Origin of the sequence: Hymenobacter sp. BT188, from assembly GCF_014333585.1 — a bacterium.
GTDB lineage: Bacteria > Bacteroidota > Bacteroidia > Cytophagales > Hymenobacteraceae > Hymenobacter.
Map to the genome: position 1 here is coordinate 662,147 of NZ_JACSCW010000002.1, position 25,678 is coordinate 687,824.

General features: G+C 52.3%; 24 protein-coding genes. 13 read left to right on the forward strand and 11 right to left on the reverse strand.

Going from position 1 to position 25,678, the window contains the following annotated elements; genetic code table 11:
• Positions 1-13: 13 nt before the first annotated feature.
• The 3 genes from H8B13_RS06950 to H8B13_RS06960 all read left to right on the forward strand — a co-directional run bounded on the left by H8B13_RS06950 (position 14) and on the right by H8B13_RS06960 (position 3,479).
• A complete protein-coding gene (locus H8B13_RS06950; protein WP_187310315.1) occupies positions 14-1,642 on the forward strand; it encodes an acyl-CoA carboxylase subunit beta in 1,629 nt (542 codons plus the stop codon).
• 60 nt (positions 1,643-1,702) lie between these two features.
• Positions 1,703-2,254, forward strand: a complete 552-nt coding sequence (locus H8B13_RS06955; protein ID WP_187310066.1) for a hypothetical protein — start codon at positions 1,703-1,705, stop codon at positions 2,252-2,254.
• Between the two features lie 352 nt (positions 2,255-2,606).
• Positions 2,607-3,479: a transglutaminase-like domain-containing protein gene (locus tag H8B13_RS06960; RefSeq protein WP_187310067.1), complete on the forward strand. Its 873-nt coding sequence runs from the start codon at positions 2,607-2,609 to the stop codon at positions 3,477-3,479.
• A gap of 73 nt (positions 3,480-3,552) precedes the next feature.
• Here the strand turns inward: H8B13_RS06960 and H8B13_RS06965 are convergent, their stop codons facing one another.
• Together H8B13_RS06965 and H8B13_RS06970 are read right to left on the reverse strand one after the other, a co-directional pair.
• Complete coding sequence (locus H8B13_RS06965; RefSeq protein ID WP_187310068.1) at positions 3,553-4,164, reverse strand: redoxin domain-containing protein; 612 nt, start codon at positions 4,162-4,164, stop codon at positions 3,553-3,555.
• 87 nt (positions 4,165-4,251) lie between these two features.
• Positions 4,252-4,911 carry a 4'-phosphopantetheinyl transferase family protein gene (locus tag H8B13_RS06970; protein WP_187310069.1) on the reverse strand — a complete coding sequence of 220 codons (660 nt, stop codon included), beginning with the start codon at positions 4,909-4,911 and terminating at the stop codon, positions 4,252-4,254.
• Positions 4,912-5,179: 268 nt separating this feature from the next.
• Here H8B13_RS06970 and H8B13_RS06975 point away from each other — a divergent pair, with 268 nt between their 5' ends.
• The 3 genes from H8B13_RS06975 (at position 5,180) to folB (ending at position 7,794) form a co-directional block, all read left to right on the forward strand.
• Complete coding sequence (locus tag H8B13_RS06975) at positions 5,180-6,106, forward strand: WD40 repeat domain-containing protein (RefSeq protein ID WP_187310070.1); 927 nt, start codon at positions 5,180-5,182, stop codon at positions 6,104-6,106.
• 172 nt (positions 6,107-6,278) lie between these two features.
• Positions 6,279-7,289 carry a DivIVA domain-containing protein gene (locus H8B13_RS06980; protein ID WP_187310071.1) on the forward strand — a complete coding sequence of 337 codons (1,011 nt, stop codon included), beginning with the start codon at positions 6,279-6,281 and terminating at the stop codon, positions 7,287-7,289.
• Positions 7,290-7,407: 118 nt separating this feature from the next.
• Positions 7,408-7,794 carry a dihydroneopterin aldolase gene (folB, locus tag H8B13_RS06985; protein WP_187310072.1) on the forward strand — a complete coding sequence of 129 codons (387 nt, stop codon included), beginning with the start codon at positions 7,408-7,410 and terminating at the stop codon, positions 7,792-7,794.
• 162 nt (positions 7,795-7,956) lie between these two features.
• Here the strand turns inward: folB and H8B13_RS21005 are convergent, their stop codons facing one another.
• The 3 genes from H8B13_RS21005 to H8B13_RS06995 all read right to left on the reverse strand — a co-directional run bounded on the left by H8B13_RS21005 (position 7,957) and on the right by H8B13_RS06995 (position 9,272).
• Positions 7,957-8,184 carry a DUF2382 domain-containing protein gene (locus H8B13_RS21005; protein ID WP_222841355.1) on the reverse strand — a complete coding sequence of 76 codons (228 nt, stop codon included), beginning with the start codon at positions 8,182-8,184 and terminating at the stop codon, positions 7,957-7,959.
• Entirely contained in the window at positions 8,160-8,477 is a 318-nt protein-coding gene (locus H8B13_RS21525; protein ID WP_222841356.1) for a DUF2382 domain-containing protein, read from the reverse strand. Before H8B13_RS21525 ends, H8B13_RS21005 begins: the two co-directional genes overlap by 25 nt.
• A 348-nt stretch (positions 8,478-8,825) precedes the next feature.
• Entirely contained in the window at positions 8,826-9,272 is a 447-nt protein-coding gene (locus tag H8B13_RS06995; protein ID WP_315985114.1) for a YsnF/AvaK domain-containing protein, read from the reverse strand.
• Positions 9,273-9,773: 501 nt separating this feature from the next.
• Between H8B13_RS06995 and H8B13_RS07000 the strand changes: the two genes are divergently transcribed.
• The 4 genes from H8B13_RS07000 (at position 9,774) to H8B13_RS07015 (ending at position 15,915) form a co-directional block, all read left to right on the forward strand.
• Complete coding sequence (locus H8B13_RS07000; RefSeq protein ID WP_187310073.1) at positions 9,774-10,196, forward strand: BlaI/MecI/CopY family transcriptional regulator; 423 nt, start codon at positions 9,774-9,776, stop codon at positions 10,194-10,196.
• Positions 10,183-12,786, forward strand: a complete 2,604-nt coding sequence (locus H8B13_RS07005; RefSeq protein ID WP_187310074.1) for a M56 family metallopeptidase — start codon at positions 10,183-10,185, stop codon at positions 12,784-12,786. Before H8B13_RS07000 ends, H8B13_RS07005 begins: the two co-directional genes overlap by 14 nt.
• Before the next feature lie 190 nt (positions 12,787-12,976).
• Positions 12,977-15,475, forward strand: coding sequence for a DUF5916 domain-containing protein (locus H8B13_RS07010; RefSeq protein ID WP_187310075.1), 2,499 nt, complete (start codon positions 12,977-12,979; stop codon positions 15,473-15,475).
• 41 nt (positions 15,476-15,516) lie between these two features.
• Positions 15,517-15,915, forward strand: coding sequence for a VOC family protein (locus H8B13_RS07015; protein WP_187310076.1), 399 nt, complete (start codon positions 15,517-15,519; stop codon positions 15,913-15,915).
• 17 nt (positions 15,916-15,932) lie between these two features.
• Here H8B13_RS07015 and meaB read toward each other — a convergent pair whose 3' ends face one another.
• Together meaB and H8B13_RS07025 are read right to left on the reverse strand one after the other, a co-directional pair.
• Complete coding sequence (gene meaB / locus H8B13_RS07020) at positions 15,933-16,910, reverse strand: methylmalonyl Co-A mutase-associated GTPase MeaB (RefSeq protein ID WP_187310077.1); 978 nt, start codon at positions 16,908-16,910, stop codon at positions 15,933-15,935.
• 15 nt (positions 16,911-16,925) lie between these two features.
• Complete coding sequence (locus tag H8B13_RS07025) at positions 16,926-18,017, reverse strand: WD40 repeat domain-containing protein (RefSeq protein ID WP_187310078.1); 1,092 nt, start codon at positions 18,015-18,017, stop codon at positions 16,926-16,928.
• A gap of 232 nt (positions 18,018-18,249) precedes the next feature.
• On the opposite strand from H8B13_RS07025, the gene H8B13_RS07030 reads away from it, so the two are divergent.
• Positions 18,250-18,690 (forward strand): DUF4174 domain-containing protein, encoded by a 441-nt coding sequence (locus H8B13_RS07030; protein ID WP_187310079.1) that lies wholly within the window; start codon positions 18,250-18,252, stop codon positions 18,688-18,690.
• Between the two features lie 6 nt (positions 18,691-18,696).
• On the opposite strand, the gene H8B13_RS07035 is transcribed toward H8B13_RS07030, so the two are convergent.
• A complete protein-coding gene (locus H8B13_RS07035) occupies positions 18,697-19,488 on the reverse strand; it encodes an SDR family NAD(P)-dependent oxidoreductase (RefSeq protein WP_187310080.1) in 792 nt (263 codons plus the stop codon).
• A gap of 169 nt (positions 19,489-19,657) precedes the next feature.
• Here H8B13_RS07035 and H8B13_RS07040 point away from each other — a divergent pair, with 169 nt between their 5' ends.
• Both H8B13_RS07040 and H8B13_RS07045 read left to right on the forward strand, forming a co-directional pair.
• On the forward strand, positions 19,658-20,140 hold the full coding sequence (locus H8B13_RS07040; protein WP_187310081.1) for an ankyrin repeat domain-containing protein: 483 nt from the start codon (positions 19,658-19,660) through the stop codon (positions 20,138-20,140).
• Positions 20,141-20,237: 97 nt separating this feature from the next.
• Positions 20,238-20,645: a DoxX family protein gene (locus H8B13_RS07045; protein ID WP_187310082.1), complete on the forward strand. Its 408-nt coding sequence runs from the start codon at positions 20,238-20,240 to the stop codon at positions 20,643-20,645.
• Between the two features lie 135 nt (positions 20,646-20,780).
• On the opposite strand, the gene H8B13_RS07050 is transcribed toward H8B13_RS07045, so the two are convergent.
• The 3 genes from H8B13_RS07050 to scpA form a co-directional block, all read right to left on the reverse strand.
• Positions 20,781-21,590: a class I SAM-dependent methyltransferase gene (locus H8B13_RS07050; RefSeq protein ID WP_187310083.1), complete on the reverse strand. Its 810-nt coding sequence runs from the start codon at positions 21,588-21,590 to the stop codon at positions 20,781-20,783.
• Positions 21,591-22,338: 748 nt separating this feature from the next.
• A complete protein-coding gene (locus H8B13_RS07055; protein ID WP_187310084.1) occupies positions 22,339-23,148 on the reverse strand; it encodes a class I SAM-dependent methyltransferase in 810 nt (269 codons plus the stop codon).
• A gap of 338 nt (positions 23,149-23,486) precedes the next feature.
• Complete coding sequence (gene scpA / locus H8B13_RS07060) at positions 23,487-25,613, reverse strand: methylmalonyl-CoA mutase (RefSeq protein WP_187310085.1); 2,127 nt, start codon at positions 25,611-25,613, stop codon at positions 23,487-23,489.
• Between the last annotated feature and the right edge of the window lie 65 nt (positions 25,614-25,678).

Consider the following 25,678-nt stretch of genomic DNA (forward strand, 5'->3'; position numbering starts at 1 on the left):
TTTTCCCACCCGCATGAATCTGGAGTTCAACAAAAACGAAGACCAAGTCAAACAACTTATTTTCCAACTTAGCCAGCGTCAGAAGAAAGTAGCCCTGGGCGGTGGTGAAAAGCGCATTGAGGCCCACAAAGCCAAAGGCAAGCTTACCGCTCGTGAGCGGATAGACTACTTGCTGGATAAAGACAAGGAAACCGTCGAAATCGGAGCTTTTGCAGGCGAAGGCATGTACAAAGAGCACGGCGGCTGTCCTTCCGGCGGCGTAGTAGTTGTGATTGGCTACGTGAAAGGGCGGCAGTGCGTGGTGGTAGCCAACGATGCCACCGTTAAAGCAGGTGCCTGGTTTCCGATTACGGCCAAAAAGAATCTGCGGGCCCAGGAAATCAGCATCGAAAACAAGCTGCCCATTATCTATCTCGTCGATTCGGCGGGTGTGTACCTGCCTATGCAGGACGAGATTTTTCCGGATAAAGAGCACTTCGGCCGCATCTTCCGCAACAATGCCGTGATGAGTAGCATGGGCATCGTGCAGTTGGCCGCTATTATGGGGCCGTGCGTGGCCGGGGGGGCATATTTGCCCATCATGAGCGACGAGGCTATGATTGTGGACGGTACGGGCTCGGTGTTTCTGGCGGGTTCTTACTTAGTAAAATCGGCTATTGGCGAAAGCATCGACAACGAGACGCTGGGCGGCGCGACCACGCACTCCGAGATTTCGGGCGTGACCGATTATAAGTTTAAAAACGACGAGGAATGCCTCGACCATATCCGCAACATCTTCGATAAGATGGGTGGCCAACCCTCCGCTGGCTTTCACCGCGCCGCGCCCGCCGCGCCGGCTGAAAAGCCCGAGGAAATCTACGGTCTGTTGCCCGCCGACCGTGCCAAGCCCTATGATATGATGGACATTATCCGTCGCTTGGTGGATAACTCGGAATTTGAGCCTTACAAAGACCTCTATGGCCAAACGCTGATTTGCGGCTTGGCGCGCATCGATGGCTGGGCAGTTGGTATTGTGGCCAACCAGCGCAAAATCGTGAAGTCGAAGAAGACGGGGATGCAGATGGGCGGCGTTATCTACTCCGACTCGGCCGACAAAGCTGCTCGCTTCATTATGAACTGCAACCAGAAGCGCATTCCGCTGGTGTTTCTGCACGATGTGTCGGGCTTCATGGTGGGCTCGCAGAGTGAGCACGGCGGCATCATCAAGGACGGGGCGAAGATGGTAAGCGCCATGAGCAACTCGGTGGTGCCCAAGTTCACGGTCATTGTGGGTAACAGCTACGGCGCCGGCAACTACGCTATGTGCGGCAAAGCCTATGATCCGCGCCTCATTGTGGCCTGGCCCACGGCCCAGCTGGCCGTAATGAGTGGCGCCGCCGCTGCCAACACCCTCCTACAGATACAAGTAGCCAGCCTTAAAGCTAAAGGGGAAGTAATCACGCCTGAAGCCGAAAAAGAATTGCTCGACCGTATTAAGAACCGCTACGAGGAGCAGCTTTCGCCTTATTATGCCGCAGCCCGCTTGTGGGTAGATGCTGTTATTGACCCGCTGGAAACGCGCAAGGTTATTTCAATGGGTATTGACGCGGCTAATCACGCGCCGATTGAAAAGGCGTTTAATGTGGGTGTTATTCAGGTGTGATTTGAGTAGATATCAACTATTTAAGGTGACACGATAATATAATGTCAGGTACAGCTTAGTATGTCACTCGAAGTTAGCCTGACAACCCGTTCTGATAAAAAGGACTGGCTAAGAGTACTGACTTGCCTCTTGGTAGTAGTGCTTGCGCTTTTTGCGTCAAGCGCATTTTTGCAGAGGATTTTATTAGATGATAAGAGCCCATATATACTAACTGAAATTAAAGTACTGGTGCTTATTACAGGGATAGTATCTGTAGGATGTATTAGTGCTTTAGTATTGGTAATCATCTTAAACAAATTGAAAATCATACAGATGTATTACCCTAAAAAGTATGATAGACTCAGTCTCAGTGAAGATATGATTTCAGTAGATGAGCAAATTACTACCATACATGATTTACTTAGTATAACAGTAGAGTCAGATCAATATGCCGGTGCACCGCGTGGACGAAGCACAAGCTCAGGTGCAGGAAAAGTTAGACTTGTATATAAAGGCCATAAAAAGGAAGAAGAGATTTTGATAGTTGTACAGTCAGCTCATGAGTTGAAGCTACTAAGGGATTTGTCTGCTGCTTGGAGAAGGAAAGGGATAAAGGCTTTTATTATTGATTAACAGTGTTCCCTCTGGCGTGAGCTTGTAGCTCGTGACTAGCCTTGAAGTGGAAGTTGTACCTCCACTGCCGCAAAGCGGCAAACGGTGACCGCGCCGCTTGGGTAATCTGGGCGGCGTTGTCGTTCTGGTGGGGGAGGCACAGCCTCCCGGCATGGCTGGTCACGAGTTACGCTGCGCTAAACTCGCGCTAGTGAGGTAGTGAAAACAGTTCGCTTAAGCACTTTATTTGAACATTCCTCCCCATTCTACGTGTTGATTCTGGGCAACCGGCTGCGGCGAAACCGTGTCGGTTGCTTTTATTTGCTACTTCGTGCTACTCGGGGCCGCTGCACACGCCCCGATCCTCCGTTCCATGACCAATAAAGAAATCAAAGCGCTTATCTCGCTGCTCGATGACCCGGAAATTGCCCCCCAGATAGAGGAGCGGATTCAGGCATTGGGCGAAACCATTATTCCATTTCTGGAAGAGTCGTGGGAGGAGAGCCTCGACCCGCGCCAGCAGCAGCGCCTGGAGGATCTGATTCACGATTTGCAGTTCGATGGCCTGAAGCAACGCCTACGCGTGTGGCGCGATTCGGGCGGCGAAAACCTGCTTGAGGGCATGTGGCTGCTGAATTCCTACCAGTATCCCGACGCCGATTTGCAGGCGCTGAATCGGGCTATTGAGCAACTACGCTTTGAAGCCTGGGCGCTTTTGCGGCCTGAGATGCACCCTACGGATCAGGTGCAGGTGCTGAACCATGTATTGTTTCGGGTGCATAAGCTGGGTGCCAACACGCAGAACTTCCATTCACCAGCCAACTCCATGCTGCACCTGGTATTAGAAACCAAGCGTGGCAACCCGCTCACCTTGTGTGTGATATATCTGTTGGTGGCGCAGCGGCTGAATCTGCCTATTTATGGCGTGAATCTGCCCAATCTGTTTGTGCTTACTTATCAATCGCAGAGCCAGATTACGGAGCCATTTTATATCAACTGCTACAACCGCGGCCTTATTCTATCGCGCACCGACATTGAGCATTATGTGGCTCAGCTCAACCTGTCGCCCAACGATATTTTCTATGCGCCCTGCTCGCACCTCGATATCGTGCGTCGGGCTTTGCGCAATCTGGTGATGAGCTTCGAGAAGCTGCAGGAACCCGCCAAAGCAACCGAAGTAGGTAAGCTCCTGGCCATCCTGACCGACGAAATCACGCCTCCTACTGATATTGATCCTACAGAATAAGTCTCTTTAAACAAGGCATAAAAAAGCCCCCCAGAAACATTCTGGGGGGCTTTTTTATGCCTACTATTCAAAACTACATTCTCTTGATCAGACAGCCTGCCGCACGCTTATCGGCTACGCCTACAGGTTTTCCAGCTAGAATATTGTCCAGCGCCTGTGCTAAGTAATGCTCCTTGGCGTAAGCTTCCACCTGGGCATTATCGTCGATGGCGCCTTTATAACGCACTGCAAAGCCATTTCCAGCGGGCTGCAATACTACGACTTCGGGCGTTTTGGTTGCACCTAACAGGGTGCTCACCTTTTGGCCGGGGTCGGTGAGGTAAGGATAGTCATCGGTGCCAGTAGATTTCATTTTCAATTTGTCGGCGTCGGCGGCATCAGCCGTAGCTTCCAGGTTGATGGGCGCATTGATAAACAAAAACTGCACACCCTTACCGCTGTAAGCAGCATTCAAAGCACTTAGCCGGCTTTGGTACAGCTTGGAAAAAGCGCAATTAGGATTCACAAACACAACTACCACAGCCTTATTGCTGGCGTAGCTGCTCAGCGTAACGGTGGCATCGGTGGGACTGGTGAGGCTGAAGTCATTGACGGTGCGGCCATCCTGGGCTTTGGCAACGCTTACTGCAACGGTACAGAAGAGCAGGGCCGCGGCCGCGATTATAGAGATTCGACGAAGGAGCATGGGTGGGGAGATTAGGAAGTAGAATCGAGGCGCCAAATCTTACGTGAGTAGATTTTTACGTCTTCAACTTGATGAAGCAGGCGAAACTCAGCCGTGCATAGCATCTTCAACGCAATAAGTTAGCACATAGTCGGTTGCTAAGCGTTGATAGGAAATTCGGTGTTCGCTGCGGAAGTTTTCGAGCAGCAGGTGCCCCGTCAAAACACCTGCCTCCCGCAGCTCAAACGGGTTGAGCAACAATTGCTCTTTAAACACCACGCCCCGGCGACTATGCAGCTTATACAATGTCTCTTTGGCACTCCAATAGAGACTATATTTTGCTACGTCATCGCCGGCATTGACTCGTTCAGTTTCGGCTAGAAACCGGGTTGCCAAGTGTTGCGCTTTGGGTCTTATCAGTTCAACATCTGTGCCAACGCGCCCTTGGGCGGCTACAATTCCTGCTACCCACTCCCCCGAATGTGACAACGAAACCGCAAAATCAGGCAATTGCTCTAAGTAAGGTCGACCGTTGCTGTCATTAAGCAGTAGGGTCTGAGCAGAGGTCAGCTCGCGCAGGAGTGTATGCGTCAGCGCCCGACCTGCTAGCCACTGTGCTTGTCGAGTCAAATCACGCACTGCCGGCTGCTGCGCCGCATAATGAGCAGAGTGGGGAAGAAGCGAGACCAACGCCGGGGGCATTTCTGTAAGGTGCCACAGCCCCAGCAAAGCATGTTCAGATAGAGGCGTAAGCGAGTGTAAAGGCATTATAGAAGATAGAAAGTTTATCCTTTTACTTTGAACGTCATGTTACATTGAACGTCATGCAGAGCGAAGCGAAGCATCTCGCTCGCTTCGTTGATTAGTATTGCAACGTCAGCACGCGAGATGCTTCGCTTCGCTCTGTATGAAGGCCTTTTTATTATGAACTTAGTTAAAAGCAGGTCTCGAATTGTTTCGCAAAAATCAACCGCTAGCCTTTCCGCTATAGGCTTAGAAAAACCGCTGTAATTTCGCCCTAAATTACTTCCCCACTATGCCGTTGCTTTCTCGTCCGCAGGTGCAGAAACTGGCCACGCTCAGCGGCCACCGCGACTGCGTGTACGCCCTGGCCGGCTCTGCCGATGAAGACCGTTTCTTTTCGGCTGGTGCTGATGGTATGGTCGCCGCGTGGAGTATCGATGATCTTACGCGCGATGGTGAGCTGGTGGCCCGGGTCGAAAACTCGGTTTATGCTCTGCGCTACCTGCCCGAGCGTGAGCTATTGCTAATAGGACACAATTTTCAGGGAGTACAGGCCATAGCGCTGGCGGAAAGAAAGCTGGTACATAGCACCGCGCTGCCGCCAGCTGCCATCTTCGATTTTGCATACTCGGCGCCCCGTCAACGCTTGTATGGGGCCCTCGGAAACGGAGTGCTTGCGATACTGCGAGCCGCTGATTTTACCTTGGAAAAGCTGGTGCCGCTCAGTGATAAAAGTCTGCGTTGCTTGGCGCTGCACGAGGAGCGCGGCGAGTTGGCCGTAGGGGGCAGCGACACCGTCGTGCGTATTCTTGATGCCGATTCGCTGGCTGTGAAATACACACTTTCAGGTCATAGCAACTCCGTATTCACTGCTGCTTATTCGCCTGATGGTCAGCAGCTATTAACAGCTGGCCGCGATGCGCACCTGCGTACCTGGGCTGTGGGGGGCAATTATGCGGAAGTAGGCAGTATCGTCGCCCACATGTTTACCATCAACCATCTACTGTTCAGCCCCGACGGACTGCTGCTGGCCACGTGTAGCATGGATAAGTCCATTAAGGTGTGGGAGGCCGAAACGGGGCGCTTACTACGCGTCGTAGATAAGGCTCGGCACGCAGGCCACGGCACTTCCGTCAACAAGTTATTTTGGTCGGGCAGGCAGAATCGGCTAGTTTCGTGTAGTGACGACCGCAGCCTTGCCGTGTGGGGGATTTCTTGAAACAACAGGATGAGGGCCGAGAGGTAAGAACAGAAAGCAGCAGTAGCTCCCGAATGGCTAATCTGTTTCTTTTAAATACTCGCCTTGCCGCTCGCTTCGTTTCTACCCTATCTCTCCATTCATTAAGGCTCCGGTTGCCTGCCTTCGCTTCCAGCCTATTATCCATAGTTCCATGAAAATTACCGCTCTCGACATCCGGCAGAAAACCTTTGAAAAAGCCTTTCGGGGTGTAGACAAAGACGAAGTACAAGCCTTCTTAATGACGCTGTCGCAGCAGTGGGAGCGTATGGGCGATGAAAACCGGGAGCTACGCCTCAAGCTGGAGCATGCTACGCACGATGTGCAGAAAATGCGCGAAGTGGAAACCAGCCTCTACCGCACTCTCAAAACGGCCGAAGACACAGGCAACAGCATCACTGAGCAGTCGCAGCGCGATGCCGATCTGCGGATTCGCGAAGCCCAACTCAAAGCGGATCAGCTTTTAAGCGATGCCAAGCAGGAAGCCCGTCGGTTGGTAGAAGAAGCTACCCGCGAAGCCGAGAAAAGCGTGGCTGCTATGCGTACCGAAGTAAATAGCTTGGGCCAGGAGTGTCATCGACTGGAAACGCAGATGGAAAACCTCGTGCGCGATTTGCAGCACCTGGCCTCCGATGCGCTGGAAAAAGTAGCGAAAGCGAAAGCTCGGCCTAAAACAGATGCGGCCGCCATCCTTTCGCGGGCCGAGAGCGTACAGGTAAGCAGACCCGAACCTTCATCCCAAAACGACTCTGCCATGCGTGTATCTTCTGCTTCCACTTCATCAGCTGCCGCAGTGGCTGGAACATCCAGCGCCGCCTTGGGGGGTAGTTTGGCTGCTGAGCCCCGCGCTATTGGTCCACAGCCCGGTAATTATAACCCTAAGCCTGGCCAGCAGCCTGACCCTGGTGCGCCAGCCCAAACGCCCGGCCCCGAAATTCGCCCCGGCTCACCCGATGAAAACCCCGGCAAAGCTGACCCGTCCCGCATCTACCAGCCGGAGCCTTCACGTGTACCTGACCCCGGCGCTCCGGATATTGAGCGTCCAGCCCCCGATATTCAGCCTGTCGGCCCTGGTCACCCCGAAATTATGCCTCCTTCGCCGGCCACGCATCCTGGTATGGCCACGGCCGCTTCCGCCGAAAAATCGTTTTTCGACGAGATATAACCAGGCTTCGGCTGTGAAAAGCGAAAGGCCCGCAATAGCTTGCGGGCCTTTCGCTTTTTTGGCTCTTTACTTCACTTGTCAAACCAAGGCGCTAAGCCGTCATTAATCACATAACATCATGGGACAAATCGCGCTGGAGGGCATGGAGTTTTTCGCTTTTCATGGCTATTATGATGAGGAGCAGAAAATTGGGAATAAGTACGGCGTAGACCTCTACATCCAAACCGATTTGCACGCGGCTGGCGCTTCCGATAAGCTCCAGGAAACCGTGAACTATGAAGTGCTTTACCGCCTGGTAGCTGAGGAAATGCTGGCTCCGGCGCGACTACTGGAGCATGTAGGCCATCGGGTGATGGACCGGATTCTAACACAGTTTCCGCACGTGTACACCGTGAAAGTATGCGTGTCGAAGTTCAATCCGCCGCTGGGGGGCATTTGTCGTCGGGCGCGCATCACGCTCAAGCGCAAACGAGCTCAAAATGCCCCCCAGAACCCAGATAACTAGGATATACTTGCCTAAGAGCTTTCGCAGACACAAAAAAGGCGACCAGTTATGGTCGCCTTTTTTGTAAATGTGAATCTATAAGCCGCTTCGTGCTTACACGTTCCTATTCGGGTTATTTGGATTATTGGTATTGGCAGTGTTGGTAGTGGGATTATTGATCTGTTAGATATCTACTTCCGTTTTGGGCACCGTGTCGCGAATGGTTTCTTCCCGCTCGGTCACCTCTTTGCCAAGGTTGATTTCTTCTACTACCCGGGCTTCTTTGCCTACAACGGCACGCTCAGCACTCTCCATAAATTCACCTTCTCGGAAAGCGTTGAAATCAGCCTCCGTAGCCGGACGGTTTACGGCATAGCGCTCCACGTTTATGTGCTCTTCACGCAGACGCATAGCTCTTCTACTGGGCGCTCTACAATGCGGCTGTGTACACGCACGCCGCCTGTTTGCTCTACTCGCTTGCCAACTTGCAGTTGCTCTTCCATCACCTTCACCGAACCAGTTTGGTCGGTTTGGCCGGTAGTCGATTGAGTACCGGCATACGCATTGCCAATAGTACCAGCACCGTATTGCGAGGCTACATCATCAACATCTACTGCGCCAAGATCATCGAGCAGGTCACGGGCGCGCTCAGCTTCTGAAGCCGACTGGGCATGTACCGTTACCAACGATTTGCCGCTACGCACTACGTTCGAGTAATTACGGGTTGTATTATCATCGTCGCCACCAAACAGGTTGCTGAAGAAGTTGCCGATTTTGTCGCCTGCATTATCTGCAACGGCTTCGGCGCGCGTGCCGGTGGTGTTTGTGCTGGTATTGGCGCCAGTAGCATAGTTGCTGTCCGAAGCACCAGTCTGATTAAAGGGTGCTACGTCAACGTAGTCACGCTGAAAGCCATTCTGCTCAAGTTGCTGTACTGCACGCCTGGGCCTCAGCGGCGGTGTCGAAAACTCCTATTACGGTATGTGCCATGTTATGAAGGTATTTGGGTTGTGGGTGAAAGAATGATAAAAAAATAAGGGTAATGCTAAAGCTTAAGTAGTTGGTTCAGAAGGAGAAGTAGGGTTAGGAGCTACGCGTTGCAAATAGATTTCCTCTTTACGTAACGTTACCTGTTGGGGCGCGCGCGTTTCCGTCTGATGTTTCGTGATGCGCACTTCTTCGACCAATAGCAGCCGTTTTTCCACGACTAAAACCTCCCGAAGAATAGGCATAATCATCGTGTCGCCCTCATAGCGAACGGCCGGCGGAGTAGCTACATATTGATTGATGGCTACGCGCTTCACGTTTACTTCTTCCTGAATAATAGGTACGTCTACGACCTGCTGTTCTTCATGCACCGTCTTCGATACCCGAATTCGGCCGGTCTCCACCACATCCTTTCCAATCTGCAATTGTTCTTCCATCACCGGTATCGTCACCTGTGGGTCGGGCACCTGGTAAGGCTGCTGGTTTTCGAAACGATTGTTAGAAGGCTCCACAGGTGGACACGCTTATATCATCGGTTAACTAATGATACTCAGGTGTTAAATCATATGGGGTGCCTATAGCTAAGTTGAAAATTGATCATAATAATATTCCCGCCTTCTTCACAAAGCTCGACAGTGAGCGTGTGTGGTTTTATATATAAAAACATTTGACTAATATCTTTTAAATTAATTTAATTTATTGAAAATCAAATGTTTAATGATAATACGGTGGTGGTCTTATCATCATAAATTGGATTTCAGTCCTCGTGGTTAAATCTAAGTTGGTTATGTATTGTCCTGCACGCAGCTAGGCTTATTTGCTAAACGTCTTATATAGAAAGCCAAAGCAGAACCTGCCTCTGCACTTCTGATATAAAAGGCTAATACCTAGGAATGACAATGACGCTCTTATCTGCTTTACGAAAATATTCGTATGTAAACCTTGCTAGTACGATAAGTTTCGTATATGTTTGTCATACGAATTTCTTCGTACCACCATAACGTCCGAAATCAATGAGCAAGCCACCCCTCCCTAAGCCTACCGAATCGGAGCTAGAGATTTTGCAGGTGCTCTGGCAGCACGGCCCCACTACCGTTCGCTTTGTAAATGACGAGCTAAACAAAAAGCGTGATGTGGGCTACACCACCACGCTGAAGTTGCTTCAACTCATGCTCGATAAAGGCCTCGTGCTCCGCGACGATGATAGTCGCACCCATGTCTATCGGGCGGCCTTACGTGAGGAGGAAACGCAAGGGCTACTCATCGACCGTCTCTTGGATGCGGCTTTTGGTGGCTCGGCGCTCAAGCTTGTAGTGCAGGCTCTTGGTCACCAGCGCACCTCTCAGGCGGAACTGGACCAAATTCGGGATCTGCTAAACGAAATGGAAGAGCAAAAAAACACAACCGAGAAAGGAGGGACCAATGAACTGGCTTGAGCATCTTCTATCCCCAGCCGTTGTTCGGGCCTTGGGCTGGACTATCGTGCATTCGTTGTGGCAAGGAGCAGTTGTGGCGCTGGCATTGGCTGGTCTGCTGTTGCTGTTGCGTCAGCACACGGCGCGTATTCGCTACCGGGTAGCGGGCGTGGCGCTGGTCGCGATGCTGGGCTTGTCGGCAGTTACGTTTAGCCGCTACTATCTGGCTGATAGCTCTGATATAGAGGCGGGTGTACCGACTGCGTTGGCAAATACGACTGCAGCTACACCCACTGTTGTTCCTGCTAGTCTGGGGGGCAATTTGCCCTTAGTATATGCCTTTGATAAACACTCAGCGCCTGCCCCAACCGTGCAGCCTGCGGCACCAACTGCCGCCGCTGATGTGTCGTGGTTGCCGTATTTCGATCAACATTTGCCCCTTATTGTAACCGCGTGGCTGCTGGGCTTACTGGCCATGACGCTGCGTTTTCTGGGCGGATTGGCGTATCTGGACCGCTTGCGACATTATCGCGTTCGGCCCCTGCCAGCCGTGTGGCAACGTCGCCTGACGGAACTTGGTGAGCGGGCTGGCCTGCGCCGGTCGGTGACGCTATTAGAGTCGGCGCTGGTGAAAGCTCCGCTGGTGGCAGGTCATCTAAAGCCTGTTATTCTACTGCCTTTAGGCACCATTTCGGGGCTGAGTCAAGCGCACCTGGAGGCTATTCTAGCGCATGAGCTGGCACATATTATTCGGCGCGATTACCTAATGAACCTCGTGCAGTCCATCACCGAGATTCTGTTTTTCTACCATCCCGGCGTTTGGTTTGTGAATGCCTGCCTGCGCACTGAGCGCGAAAACTGCTGCGACGATATGGCTACTACCATGTGCGGCAGTCCGCTTACCCTGGCCCAAGCCCTTACCGGATTAGCCGAGCTAGGCCACGACCGTTTTTCAGCGCCTCGACTGGCGGTGGCCGCTGTCGGACCGGATGGCTCGCTGTTGAGCCGCGTGCGGCGGCTGGTGCAGCGCCGTTCGGATCCTACATTTTCCGAAGGCTTTATGGCGGCCGTTGTAGTGCTGGGGGGCATTGTGCTGCTGGGCGTGAGTACTGCCTTCTCCCTGGCTGATCCGCACTTCAAGATCAACCGCAATGAGACAATGGCCGCGGGAAATGCCTGGCGTGCTGAACTAATGCCCGGTCTGCTGGTGGCTCCATCTGTCGCCAAAATTGCCCCCCAGGGTCCTTTACTTGAGGCAGTGGAAGTGAGTGACAAGGATAAGGACAAAGATAAAAAGAAGCGCCGTCGGAAGGAAGATGACAACCGAGTCGTTATTATTCAGGATGGCGCACGGGGCCGCCGCGACGCGGGAACAGTGATACTGGAGCGCGACAAAAAAGGCCGCGTAACGGAAATGTATATTAATGGAAACCGCATTGATGCCCAAGACCTGAATGCAACTCGCAAGAAGAGCAAGGATGAAGGCACACAGGTTATTCGCCTGAACTCAGGTCGTCGGATTGTACGTGCTGAGGCGCCCGCTACTGTACGCTTCGATTATGAGAATGGAAGCAACCTAATTGTGACAGGCCGGAATTGGGATGAACTCCGTGAAGTATTGCCCACAATTACCGATAGAATTGATAGGCGCCGGTTGGTTCAGGTCGAACGCAATCTGAATGGCAGCGCGCAGCTTGCTGAACTAGTAGATATCGACAGAGGATTAGATATCGATAAAGGACGAATCCAGGCCCTACGCTCAGCTGAGCAAGCCCTGCGAGCAGCCGAGCAACGCGCGGATAGCGAAGCCGAAAAAGAAAAAATCAGACAGAAAATTGAAACGATTCGGCAAGAGCGAGAGCAAGTGCGCGACCAGCAGCAAACCGAACGGGATAAAATGCAGGTAGAGCGCGACCGGCAGCAAGTCGATCGTGACCGGGAGCGTACTGAGCGCGACAAAGCGCGGGCCGAGCGCGATGCCCGCGTTAGCAAAACGGAGGACGGCATCATTGATGAATTAGTAAAAGACGGATTGATAAAGGATAAAAGCCGATTCAACTTCGTGCTGACAGCCAAGGACTTGCATGTGGATGGGAAGAAGCAGTCTGAGGCCCTTTTTGCTAAATACAAGAAGATGTACGAGCAAGGAGTAGGTCGCACTATCGGGGCCACTGATACCATGACGCTCAGCTACAACGGTGGCAACGTCAACCGTATCTATATGAACCGGGCTCGTGGCAATAGTAATATCACGCCACCAGCACCACCGGCGGTTCCGGCCGTGCCTGGTGTGCCCGGAGTACCTGCTGCACCGGCCGCACCTAGCGCATCTGGCATACCAGCCCCACCTGCTCCACCTCGTGCGCCCCGCGCCCCGCGTGCCCCACAACCTCCTCGCGCCCCCGCTATTAATTCCGTGGATTTGGGCAACCAATTGCGGCAGGATGGTTTGATTGGAAAGAACGATAAGTCGTATCAGTTCCAGCTTAATGCTACCAGCATGACCGTGAACGGCAAGCGTCAGTCGGATGAGCTAGCAGCAAAGTATCGGCAACTGCTGGGCGAAGGCAAGAACAGTAAGTTCAATATGAACATCTCTATTCAAGAGTAGCCTTTTCCTCTGCTTTTCTGGATAAAAGCCGGCTCTCTAACGCAGAGAGCCGGCTTTTATCATTAAAAATGCCCCCCGCGGCAACTCTCAATACGCTTCATGCATCTATTGGCTTACCGGCGGGAAAGTCCGGGTTTCACATTCATATTTTATGCGGCGTTTTTTACTTTGTTGGTGTTTAGGATTGGTCATGTCAGTAGCTGTCGGGCAGAATTTGCCCCCCACAGCGCCGGTACCTAATGCCAATGCAGCGCCCAAGCGTCAACTCCAAGCCGTACGCCTCACGCAGCCTATCAAGCTCGACGGTTTGCTCGATGAATCCCAATGGCAGGAAGCACCCGTAGCCACCGATTTTATCCAGAATCGGCCGAACCCCGGTCCGCACGAGAAGAACCCGACGGAAGTGCGTATCCTTTATGACGATGCGGCCCTCTATGTGGGAGCCGTAATGCACGAAGCTTCGGCCGACTCCATCATGCGCGAACTATCTGCCCGCGATGACCTCGGCAACAGCGACTTTTTTGGCATTTTCCTCGATACCTACAACGACCAGCTCAACGGCTATGGCTTCTTTATCACGCCAGGCGGTGTGCAGCTCGACTCCCGTTACTCACCCGCGGGCGGCGAAGATTTTGCCTGGAATGCTGTCTGGGACTCACGCACAGCTGTGCGTGGCACCGACTGGGTAGTAGAAATGCGTATTCCGTATTCCGCTATTCGCTTTAGCGCCGCGCCGGAGCAACTATGGGGACTAAACTTTGCCCGCCAGCGTAAGCGTGATAACCAAAAATTCTTTTGGAACGAGTTGAAGCCCGAGGCCAATGGCTTTGTGAACCAGTGGGGCCAATTGCAAGGCATCCGCGACATTAAGCCGCCGCTGCGCCTGTCGCTCACGCCGTACGTTTCCACCTATCTCAACCACTATCCTTACCAGGAGCAGGGCGTGCGCAATACCAGCACCTCTTTCAATGGCGGCGCTGATATTAAGTACGGCATCAACGAGAGTTTCACGCTGGATGCCACGCTGGTACCCGATTTCGGCCAGACTCAGAGCGACAATGTGGTACTCAACCTCACGCCTTTTGAGGTGCAGTACAACGAAAACCGTCAGTTTTTCACGGAGGGCACTGAGCTATTTAATAAGGGCAACCTCTTTTATTCCCGCCGGGTAGGGGCGCAGCCCGTGGGTTTTCACGCCGTCAAAGGTCAGCTAGGCAAAGGCGAGCAAGTGGTGAAAAACCCTGGCGAAACCCGTCTCCTGAATGCTGCCAAAGTATCGGGCCGCACAAGTAAAGGGCTAGGTATTGGTTTGTTCAATGCTTTATCCAACGACGTATATGCCACTGTGCGCGACAGCACCGGGCAGGAGCGCGACGTGCTGACCCAGCCTTTTTCGAACTATAATATCGTGGTGCTGGACCAGTCGCTGAAGAATAACTCCTACGTGAGCCTCGTCAATACCAACGTCACGCGCTGGGGCCGCACCTATGATGCCAACGTGACTGGGGGGCTTTTTCGCTTTGCTGATAAGAAAAACGCCTATGCCATTGATGGACAGGTGGTGTACTCACGCCGCCGCGGCAAGTCTTTCGCCTCAGACGCCGACGTAAACAACCAAGATGGATTCAAATACCAGGTGGGCGTGGGCAAAATCAGCGGCAACTTCACCTGGAAAGTAAGCCACGGCATCGAATCCGATACCTACGACTCGAACGATTTGGGCTTGCTGCTTAGCAACAACAGTATCGAGCAAGCCATCGATTTCAACTACAACAAGTACAAGCCCTTCTGGAAGGTAAACAACCTCTACACTTATTGGGGCATCAGTAATCAGATGTTGTATAATCCCAGGCGCTACCGGAGCGTGCAGCTGTACGGAGGCGGTAACACTACTTTCACGAAGAGTTTTATGACGGTAGGGGCTGAATTTGACGCTGCCCCACGCCGCCACGACTACTTCGAGCCGCGCGTGTCGCCGCTCGGCCGCCTGTACGTACGGTTGCCCGCCAACGTGGGCGGCAATATGTTCATCTCATCGGATTACCGTAAAAAACTAGCGTACGACGTGAGCGTTTCCGGTCGCTATTACGCCCAAGACCGGGGCCGGCCCAACCGTACGGGCCTCGGTATTGGCATCAGTCCGCGCTACCGGGTCAGCAATCAACTTACCTTTCGCTACGACTTGAGCTGGAGCCGGCAAGACAACCAGATTGGCTACGCCGGTGGCATGAGCAGGCAGGAGCCTTTGGACGAACTTTATCTGGACGAGTCAGTACTGGGCCGCCGCCGAGTGGTTACCGTAACCAACACCGTTTCAGGGTCTTATACCTTCAACAACCGCATGTCGTTTACTATTCGCACGCGCCACTACACTAGCAACGTGCACTACTACGACTATTTGCGGCTGCTGGATAAAGGACAGGAAGAAGCCATCGACTACCGCCGCAACCGCGATACAAGCTTCAACGCCTTCAACGTGGATGCCGTGTACTCATGGTGGTTTGCGCCCGGCTCGCAGATCAGCGTAGTGTGGAAAAATGCCGTCTCGAGCTTTCTCACCGCCGACAAAGCTACCCCGCTTTACTTCGATAATCTGACTAATACCGTGAATACGCCTCATAGCAATTCGTTGTCAATCAAGGTGCTGTATTACCTCGATTATCTGATGCTGAAGCGTAAGAATAGCTAAGTCAAAGATATCCATTACTGCTTTTTTGCTCCCAGTCACTTATGTCACAGCACATCGGCTCCCTCACTCTGCTCGTCCGTGATTACGACGAAGCCATAGCATTTTACACCGGTAAGCTAGGGTTTGAACTGGTAGAGGATACCGACCTGGGGCCGGGCAAACGCTGGGTGCTGGTAGCGCCGCCGCAGTCAACTTCCACTCGATTGCTTTTGGCTCAGGCTGCTACTGAGGAGCAAGTGCAGCAAATCGGTAATCAGGCGGGAGGGCGCGTGTTCCTGTTTCTGCACACCGATGATTTTCAGCGCGATTACACCTTGTATCGGGAGCGTGGCGTACGGTTTCTGGAAGAGCCCCGGCACGAAAGCTACGGCAGCGTAGCCGTGTTCGAGGACTGCTACGGCAATACGTGGGACTTGCTGGAGCAGCGCATTGCTTCCTGATAAGCTCGGGCATCGAGCTACAACCCTAATAGCTCTGCGGCAGCTCCAAATGGGGATTTTTTGCCCCCCATCACTTGCTCACGCACCTCTGCTAGTTGCTTTTGGACGCGCGGGTTGGCGTAAAACCGCTCTTCTAACTCTTGCCGGATAGCCTCATGCAGCCAGTGCAGATTCTGCTCTTGTCGGCGCTGCTGAAAGTAGCCGCTGGCCTGCATTTGAGCTTGATACTGCTCTATTATCTCCCAGACTCCTGCCACGCCAGCGCCGGTTAGCGCCGAGCTGGTCGTAACCACGGGGGACCAGCCAGAAGCGGCTTTGGGGAAAAGGTGAAGGGCATTCTGGTACTCGCGGCGGGCACGGCGGGCGGCGAGTTCGTTGCCTGCGTCGGCTTTGGTGATGGTTACCGCGTCGGCCATTTCCATGATGCCTTTCTTGATGCCTTGCAATTCGTCGCCGGCCCCGGCCAGCATCAGCAGCAGAAAAAAGTCGACCATGCCGTGCACGGCGGTTTCGCTTTGACCAACGCCCACGGTTTCCACAAAAATGACGTCGTGGCCGGCTGCTTCGCACAGGAGCATGGCCGCCCGGGTGCTGCGCGTAACGCCGCCCAAGGAACTGCCCGCCGGCGACGGCCGAATGTAGGCTGCTGAATGCGCTGCCAGCTCACTCATCCGGGTTTTGTCGCCGAGTATGCTGCCGCCGCTGCGCTGACTAGTAGGATCGACGGCCAGCACCGCCAGCTTCTTGCCTAGCTTATTTACCAGATACAGCCCCAGCGCTTCGATAAAAGTACTTTTGCCTACACCCGGCACGCCCGTAATGCCAACTCGAATCGAGTGGCCGGCCTGAGGCATAACCGCGTCGAGAACCTGTTGGGCGAGTTGTTGATCGGTAGCCAACGTGCTTTCCGCCAGCGTAATGGCGCGGCTCAGCACCACGCGGTTGCCGGCTAGAATTCCGGCTACGTATTCGTCTGCGGTGAAGCGTTTGGCCATAGGTGCGGGCTGCCCTTACTTGACGAGGAAATTGGGCAAGCCAAACTTACTACGTTTGCCCCCCAGACTGATACCATCGTCTTTGTAGCCACAGGCTAAGCCCGCAGCATTGGGGTTATCAATAACGCCCAAAAAAGGATTGTCTTCGCGGGCCACGTAGATTTTGCCATCTGGCCCGCGCTGGAGCGCCCCGATTTTGCGGTTTTTGGAATCGCCTATTTTGGTGGCTTTACTGGTCTTCAAATCGAACTGCCAGATTTGGGCCGCCCCACCACCAGTACCGTTATTGGTGCCATACAGCTTGCTGCCATCGGGCGAAAACTCCACGCCGTAGGCTTCTTCATAGGGCCCAAATTGGCGCGGCTTGCTTACCAAGCCCGTTGTGCGGTCAAAGTCGAATACCTCGAATTTGTTGCTTTCGCGCCAGATAGCGGCGGCCAGCTTGTTGCCATCCGGCGAGAACTTCATGCAGCCGATAGCGTTGCGGCCGGGGCCAGCATGCATGGTGCCCACGTTGCTCAGAATAGGTTTGGTTTGAACGCCATCAGCCGTAACAAGGTAAGCCACAAAGGCATTGGAGTTCCAGCGGTGGCCCACCACCCATACATCGCGGCCGTTTTGATGACGAACCGCAGCTAGCTTTTCGGCCACGGGCGAAATAAGGAGCAGATTGGCGCGCGGAACGTCGCCGAGGCCATTGTCGCGGGTCATGTCGACCACAGAATAGCGCATGCCACCGGGCCGACCCTGAAAGTCGGTGGTGAACACGTAGAACACGTTGCCGCTGCCCGGGTCGGGCACAATGAGAACACCTTGTGTACTTTCCTGCCCGCCCATCAGCTTGCGGCCGTTGGGCATAGGCTGGTGCTGACGGTTGAAAACGGTGCCCCCGTTGGTGTAAAACAGCAGTTGCCCGCTTTTGGTAGTGGCTACGGCGCAGTTCTCGTAACTCACCATTTTGCTGTCGAGCAGGGGAGTGGGCTTGCCTTGAGCAAAGCTTAGCCCCGCCATATTGCCGAAGTACCAGATAGATTGCTCGGCCTGAGCCCATGCTGACGAGCTGGTTAGCAGACTAACAAGTAGGAGCAGAAAAGGAAGTCGTTTCATAGAGTTGCAAAGCGCCGGAGCAGGTGTAGTAACAAGCGCTAGTGTAGGGAAAACGGAATTTCGTGCCAAGGTAATATAGCCGGCGATGGCAGACCCCTACGGAAACCCTCAGCAAAAAAGAACAATAGGCAGTTTAAGAGTTTAAATACGATCTGGGGGGCTTTTTTGCAGTCCGTTAAACGCAAAAAAGCCCCCCAGCCAATGTTCTAGCTTCACTTATTCCATATTGCTTATGCTCCGTTCCATTCTTCTCGTGTTATTGTTCAGTGGCCTTGCTTTAGCAACGCTGGCCCAGACGCCATCATCTAAACTTTCCTTGGCTGAGCGGATAAAAGCGCAGCGGTGGCAAAAAAGGTTAGTTATTCTCTACGCGCCCACGGCCGAATCTGTGGAGCTTAAGCAGCAAAAGGCAAGTATGGCTGCTGCTCACGAGCAGGTAAAAGCCCGTGATATGCTCATCATCGAAGCTATTGAAACCAGCTTAAGCCCCAGTGAAAAGCAGTATGTGCGTCAGACTCTGGGTATAAAGCCGGGCGGTTTTGCTGTGGTGCTCATTGGTAAAGACGGTGGCGTGAAGCGAAAAGAAACCGAGCCCATTAACTCCAAGGTCTTATTCGAGACAATCGATACCATGCCCATGCGCCGCCAGGAAATGCGTGAGAAAGACAGATAGGCTTGTCTAACCGATGCTCCGTATCACGCCGCCATCTACCCGTACGGAGGCCCCATTCGTAGCGGAGGCTAGCGGACTAGCCAGATACACAACCATATTGGCTACTTCCTCGGGCGTGGCAAAGCGCTGAAGCAACGATGACGGCCGGGCATTCTGGAAGAAATCGTGCTCGGCTTCTTCTTTTGATTTGCCTTCAGCGGATAGCTTTTGCAGAAAATCCTCTACGCCCTTGGAAGCCGTGGGGCCAGGCAGCACGGAATTCACTGTTACGTTGGTGCCTTTTGTCAGTTCAGCCAAGCCACGAGCCACACCGAGCTGGGCCGTTTTAGTGGTGCCGTAGTGAATCATTTCCTGCGGAATCTGCAGGCCCGACTCACTGGAAATAAACAGGATGCGCCCCCAGTTCTGGGCGAGCATGAGCGGGAAATACTGGCGCGAGAGCCGCACTCCGCTCATCACATTTACTTCAAAAAAGCGCATCCAGTCTTCATCCGTGATATCGGCAAAGTCCTGGGGGGCAAAAATGCCGACGTTATTCACCAGGATATCCACCGTGGGCACTTCCCGCAGCAAGTGCTGCACTTCAGCGGCGCGCCCAAAGTCTACGGCAACTCCGTGTACCTGGGCTGTGGGCGTTTGGGCCAAAATAGCTGCCGTAGCCGCTTGAATTCGGGTTTCGGTACGGCCTGTAATGATGACGTGCGCGCCTTCTGCTGCCAGTTGTTGGGCAATAGCCAAGCCAATGCCAGCAGTAGAGCCTGTTATCAATGCTGTCTTATTCGTGAGCTGCAGATCCATTCAATTTCAAACGATAAAGTGAGAGGCGTTAAACCAGTGAGCCTTTATTTTGTATGTTAAGCTTTACGGGTAGCAGCTGAGTTGGTGGCATGTTACAGCGCCAGCCAACTTAGCGCTGCATCCGTATTGATTTGGTGCCTTTTTTATTTAAAACTCACTTACCGCTCATATGTCATTCTCATCCGCCCGCCCCGAAGATTTACTGTTTGATGCCGCCCGTCGGGGTGATGTTTCTTATTTGAAAGAATTGATTGCCACCAACATCGACGTAAATACGGTGAATGGTAAAGGCTTTACCCCACTGATTGTAGCTGCCTACGATGATCAACTAGAAGCTGTTCAACTTCTACTGGAGGCCGGCGCCGATGTGGATGTGCAGGATGCCGGCGGCAACAATGCCCTCATGGGCGTCTGCTTCAAAGGCCACGCCGAGGTTGCCAGCCTGCTGATAGCGCACGGTGCCGATCTGAACCTACAGAACGGTAATGGCGGCACGGCGCTTATGTTCGCCACGTTGTTTGGGCGCAATAAGCTGGTAAAACTCATGCTTGACGCCGGCGCCGATACAACTATTCGCGATATCCGGGGACTTACCGCGCTGGATCTGGCGGTGCAGCAAGGAAATGAGGAAGCTTTGCAATTGCTGCAATAACTGTTGAGCCACTTTACTGCCCATTTGCCGTATAACCCGAAATTGCTTCTGAAACACTCGTTCTGAAGCAAATAACGAGGATATACATACTCTGCTGATGGACAATTTTGCCAGATTTGCCCCCCATATCTATGCGTTGCTTCGCATTGTGGTAGGTTTGCTTTTCGCGATGCATGGTAGCCAGAAGCTACTAGGATTTCCCGGTGACAAACCGCCCGTGGAAATTGCTTCGCTCATGGGCCTTGCCGGAATAATAGAGCTAGTCGGCGGCCTTCTGATTGCTTTCGGCTTCCTGACGCGCATTGCGGCGTTTATAGCCAGCGGCACAATGGCTGTGGCTTATTTTATGGCTCACGCGCCGCAAGGAGCCATTCCACTTCTAAATCAGGGAGAGTTGGCGGTTGTGTACTGCTTTGTGTTTCTGTATATCGCCGCTCAAGGCTCCGGACCTTGGAGTGTTGATAATTTGATTCGAAAGGATCGGCGTGATGTGTTGCCGCGCTAGAGCTAGACTAGACGGAATTAGCATCAATTAGTACGAGAAAGAGGGGAGACTTACCTAATGAATTATTAGGTAAGTCTCCCCTCTTTCCTGTGTAACTTCTTATTGGACAGCCGTTAGCTTCGGCTGATAAGCGAGCTAAGCTGGCTTTGTTAGCAAATAGTAGGCATAACGCCGCCCAAGCTTTACTTCCTGCTCAATTTCCAAGGTTACGAGTTGAGGTACGAAGCCACAGCTAATAGCGTTTTCCCAAAACTCCTCGATACGATATGTTACCATGTGAGGCAGATTTTGCGCATAACCCCAGCGGTGTGGCTGACTTATAGGAGTGTTGTCCGCGTACCGAATCTGAATGAATGCCTGACCGCCTGGTTTTAACAGTTTGTACGCAATGTCTAGTACACGGGTACCGTATGCCTTAGTAGGAAAAATCTCAAAGACGTAGGTTGAGAAAAATAGATCGATAGGCTCTTTAATGACGCTCAGAACCGTCTCAGGAGTCCCCGCTTCAAATTGTACAGGAACAAAGTTGTGGTAGCCTTCCTGTACTAATTGCTTTTGACACTCTTTCACGCTGGCAGAAGTGATATCAGTCCCGTAATAGCATCTTGATCCAGGAGCAAAATGCACAGCGTTAGCACCCCCGCCACAACCCCAGTCAACAATGCTGGCTGGTTGGTTATCAAGCGTGGCTACGCCGGCTAAGCGACGGTACATCTCATAGTTATGACGTCCCATTTTGAGCCAACGCTCATCGTCATTGGTGAATATCCCTTTGCCACGCCAGTGAGCATTGCCAGGTATATACTCACGATCAATGCCCTCCCAGTAGTGCTGAGAATCGGCTATTAGCTTATCTTCTGAATCATACAGATGTAAGTTCTCCCGTACGACACGCTCACTAGAGCGATAAATCCGGGCTAAAGTATTGCGTAGCTGAGCTTTCATCAAGTTAATCGTAAGAAGTAAAGCAAATTGGTTTTGGTGCAATTTATACTTTAATGTCGTTTTAATCCTATTAGTAGCCTTGGTTTATATTTAGATAAACCAAACTAAACAGAAAACAGATGGGGAAAGCTCGTTAGTTGTGCTTTATAAGTAAGCCATAGAGCTTTGCTGTAGAATCTTTATCCCTATACTCCTTACTCACTTGCCTACTCTACAAGGTTAAACTTAGTTATAGGCAGTCACATTGTTTAGCGTATATCTACTGAAAAGACAATACATGTTTTACGCATATTCTATGCTAGAAGTGCAATTACGGAGAAATCCATAATTAGATCTTATAAAGCACAAATTTTTACTAATCAATCAGATTTTGCAATATTTCCTGAGCTGCAACCAGTGGCCTGATGGCGGCCGTATAATGCCTCAAACACATCTGAAATTTCTCCAAGCGTCGCCCGTACGCAGGCCGCTTGTACGGCCCGCCAGCGGGTTGGCTGCGCCACTACAAGCCGCTTCTGTTAGCGCTTCTTGTTCATCGTTAGCGTCGCGTTCGGCCTTGATAATTACTAGCCGGACGAGTTGGGCCTCCCGAATAGCAGCGTTGTCAATGTCGAGCGTATCAATTTTTTGCTCTTCGCTGGAACGGTATTTAGCTGGCTTAAAGGCGGACTTATTTAAATCGATGTTAGGTAAACCCGCCTTCTTTTTGTACAGTTCTTGCCAGTACAGCAGGTTGTTGGAAGGCTAGTTAAACCGGCTTGGTTAGCAAATAGTAAGCGTAGCGTTTGCCCATCCTTACTTCCTGCTCAAGTTCCAAAGTAACCAGCTGGGGCTCGAAGCCGCAGCTAATAGCTTTTTCCCAAAACTCCTCAATACGATATGTTACCATGTGAGGCATATTCTGGGCGTAACCCCAGCGGTGCGGCTTGCTGATGGGAGTATGGTCAGCATAGCGAATCTCAATAAACGCTTGTCCGCCCGGCTTGAGCAATTTAAAAGCAATATCTAACACCCGGCTACCATACGTCTTAGTAGGAAAAACACAAAAGACGTAGACGCAGAGAAAGAGATCAATAGGTTCCGTAATGACGCTAAGCACTGTCTCGGGGGTGGCAACTTTAAACGGTACTGGAACAAAGTTGTGGTACCCCTCCTGAGCCAATTGCTTTTGGCATTCCTTAACGGTGGCCTCTGTAACATCAGCGCCATAATACCGACTTGAGCCGGGAGCAAAATGCATGGCATTTGCCCCCCCGCCACAGCCCCAGTCGACAATGCGGGCTGGTTGGTCATCAAGCGTAGCTACGCCGGCCAGGCGACGATACGTATTGTAGTTATGACGGCCCATTTTGAGCCACCGTTCATCGTCGTTAACAAATATGCCTGTGCCACGCCAGTGGGCCTTGCCTGGGATGAAGTCACGATGAAAGGAATCCCAGTAATGCTGGGAGTCAGCTACTAGCTTAGTATCTGAATCGAACAGATGTAAGTTCTCTCGCACTACATACTCACTAGAGCGATAAACCCGCGCTAACATGTTTCGTAACTGAGTTTTCATATAGCTTAGATACAAGAAGTGAAACCTAAGATTCTACATCTGATGTGGTATTTAAAGATGTATTTGTCTTATATAAATTCTGTTTTTAATTGGATAAGCCAAATTGCACAGAAAATAAAGAAAGACAAGCTCAACAGTTGTACTTTTTAAGTACACCACGCAGCATTCGCTAAAGAATCTTAAGCTTATTTTACTTCACATATTTGTCAGCTATACTATGAGTACTTGAAGTGCTTTAAGACATAACTACTGAAAATTAGTGTGTATTATACGTATTTCATGTCTGAGTAAAATATTCACTCGAAAATATGTGGTTGATAATATAGGGATAAATACTTTTAGTGCTGCTCCCTAAGTTTTTGTAATATTTCCTGAGCCGCTACCGCAATTACAGTGCCCGGACCATACACACCCACAACGCCTGCCTCAAAGAGAAAGTCATAATCCTGAGCGGGAATTACGCCGCCAGCAATTACCAGAATATCTGCGCGATCGAGCTTTTTTAACTCTTCGATCAGTTGCGGAATTAACGTTTTGTGGCCAGCCGCCAAACTACTCACTCCCACCACATGCACATCGTTTTCGGTGGCTTGGCGAGCTACTTCGGCTGGTGTTTGGAATAAAGGGCCAATGTCTACATCGAAGCCTACGTCCGCGAAACTCGTAGCAATGATTTTGGAGCCGCGGTCGTGGCCGTCCTGACCCATTTTGGCCACTAGAATGCGGGGCCGACGACCTTCCATTTTGGCGTACTCATCGGCCATTCCGCGGGTTCGCTGAAACTCAGCGTCATAATCTAGCTCAGCGGAATAAACGCCCGAAATGGCTCGAATAGTCGCCTGATGGCGGCCGTATACTTTCTCCAACGCATCTGAGATTTCGCCAAGGGTAGCCCGTACGCGGGCGGCTTGCACAGCCAGGGCCAGCAGGTTGTCGGAGCCACTGCGAGCTGCGTCTGTTAGAACTTCTAACGCTGCTTGTACAGCAGCAGTATCGCGTTCAGATTTGATGGTGGCTAGTCGGGCAAGCTGGGCCTCCCGTACGGCGGCATTATCAATGTCGAGCACATCGATTTTGTGCTCTTCAGTGGGGCGGTATTTATTGACACCCACAATAATTTCCTTGCCTGAATCAATACGTGCCTGCTTGCGGGCAGCCGCTTCTTCAATGCGCATTTTGGGCAAACCAGTCTCAATAGCCTTAGCCATGCCGCCCAACTCTTCTACTTCCTGAATCAGCGCCCAGGCTTTATCGGCGAGTTGGTGGGTGAGACTTTCCACGTAATACGAGCCACCCCACGGGTCCACAACGCGGGTAATATCGGTTTCGTGCTGGAGGTAAAGCTGCGTATTGCGGGCAATCCGGGCCGAGAAATCGGTAGGAAGGGCAATGGCTTCATCCAGTGCATTGGTGTGCAGACTTTGCGTGCCGCCCAAGGCCGCAGCCAATGCCTCAATGCAGGTACGCGCCACGTTATTGAACGGGTCTTGCTCCGTAAGAGAGTAGCCCGAAGTCTGACAGTGGGTGCGCAAAGCCAAAGATTTGGGGTTCTGGGGGGCAAATTGCTGCATAAGCTTGGCCCACAACAGCCGTCCGGCGCGAAGCTTGGCGATTTCCATGAAGTGGTTCATGCCAATTGCCCAGAAAAACGACAGGCGGGGGGCAAATTGGTCCACATCCATGCCTACAGCGAGGCCAGCACGCACATATTCCAATCCATCGGCGAGGGTATAGGCTAACTCCAGATCGGCGGTAGCGCCGGCTTCCTGCATGTGGTAGCCGCTGATACTGATGGAGTTGAAGCGCGGCATGTGCTTAGCCGTATAGGCAAAGATATCGGCGATGATGCGCATACTCGGCGCGGGCGGATAGATGTAGGTGTTGCGCACCATAAACTCCTTCAGAATATCATTCTGAATGGTGCCAGCTAACCTCTCCGGACTCACCCCTTGCTCTTCAGCCGCCACAATGTAAAAAGCCATGATCGGGAGCACAGCCCCATTCATGGTCATCGACACCGACATTTGGTCCAGCGGAATCTGGTCGAAGAGAATTTTCATGTCCTCCACCGAATCGATGGCCACGCCTGCCTTACCTACATCGCCCTCTACGCGTGGGTGGTCAGAATCGTAGCCGCGGTGCGTCGCCAAATCGAAGGCGACCGAAAGCCCTTTTTGCCCCCCAGCCAGGTTGCGACGGTAAAAAGCGTTGCTTTCCTCCGCCGTAGAAAACCCCGCGTATTGCCGGATAGTCCACGGGTTTTGCACATACATGGTAGCGTAAGGGCCACGCAGATAAGGCGCCACACCTGCGCCAAAACCCATATGATCGAGGCCGGCCACATCATGGGCCGTGTAGTGGCTGCGGAGCGGAATCTGTTCGGGCGTCAGCGTTTCGGTAGGCGGAGCCGGGGCGGGCGGCAACGGCGCTGCATCGTATGGAATCCGGGAAAAATCAGGCTTCATGGACGGAGGATAGATTGGGTGGCCTGGGGTATTTAGTAGAGGAAGATTACTCGGGGAAGAGTTGC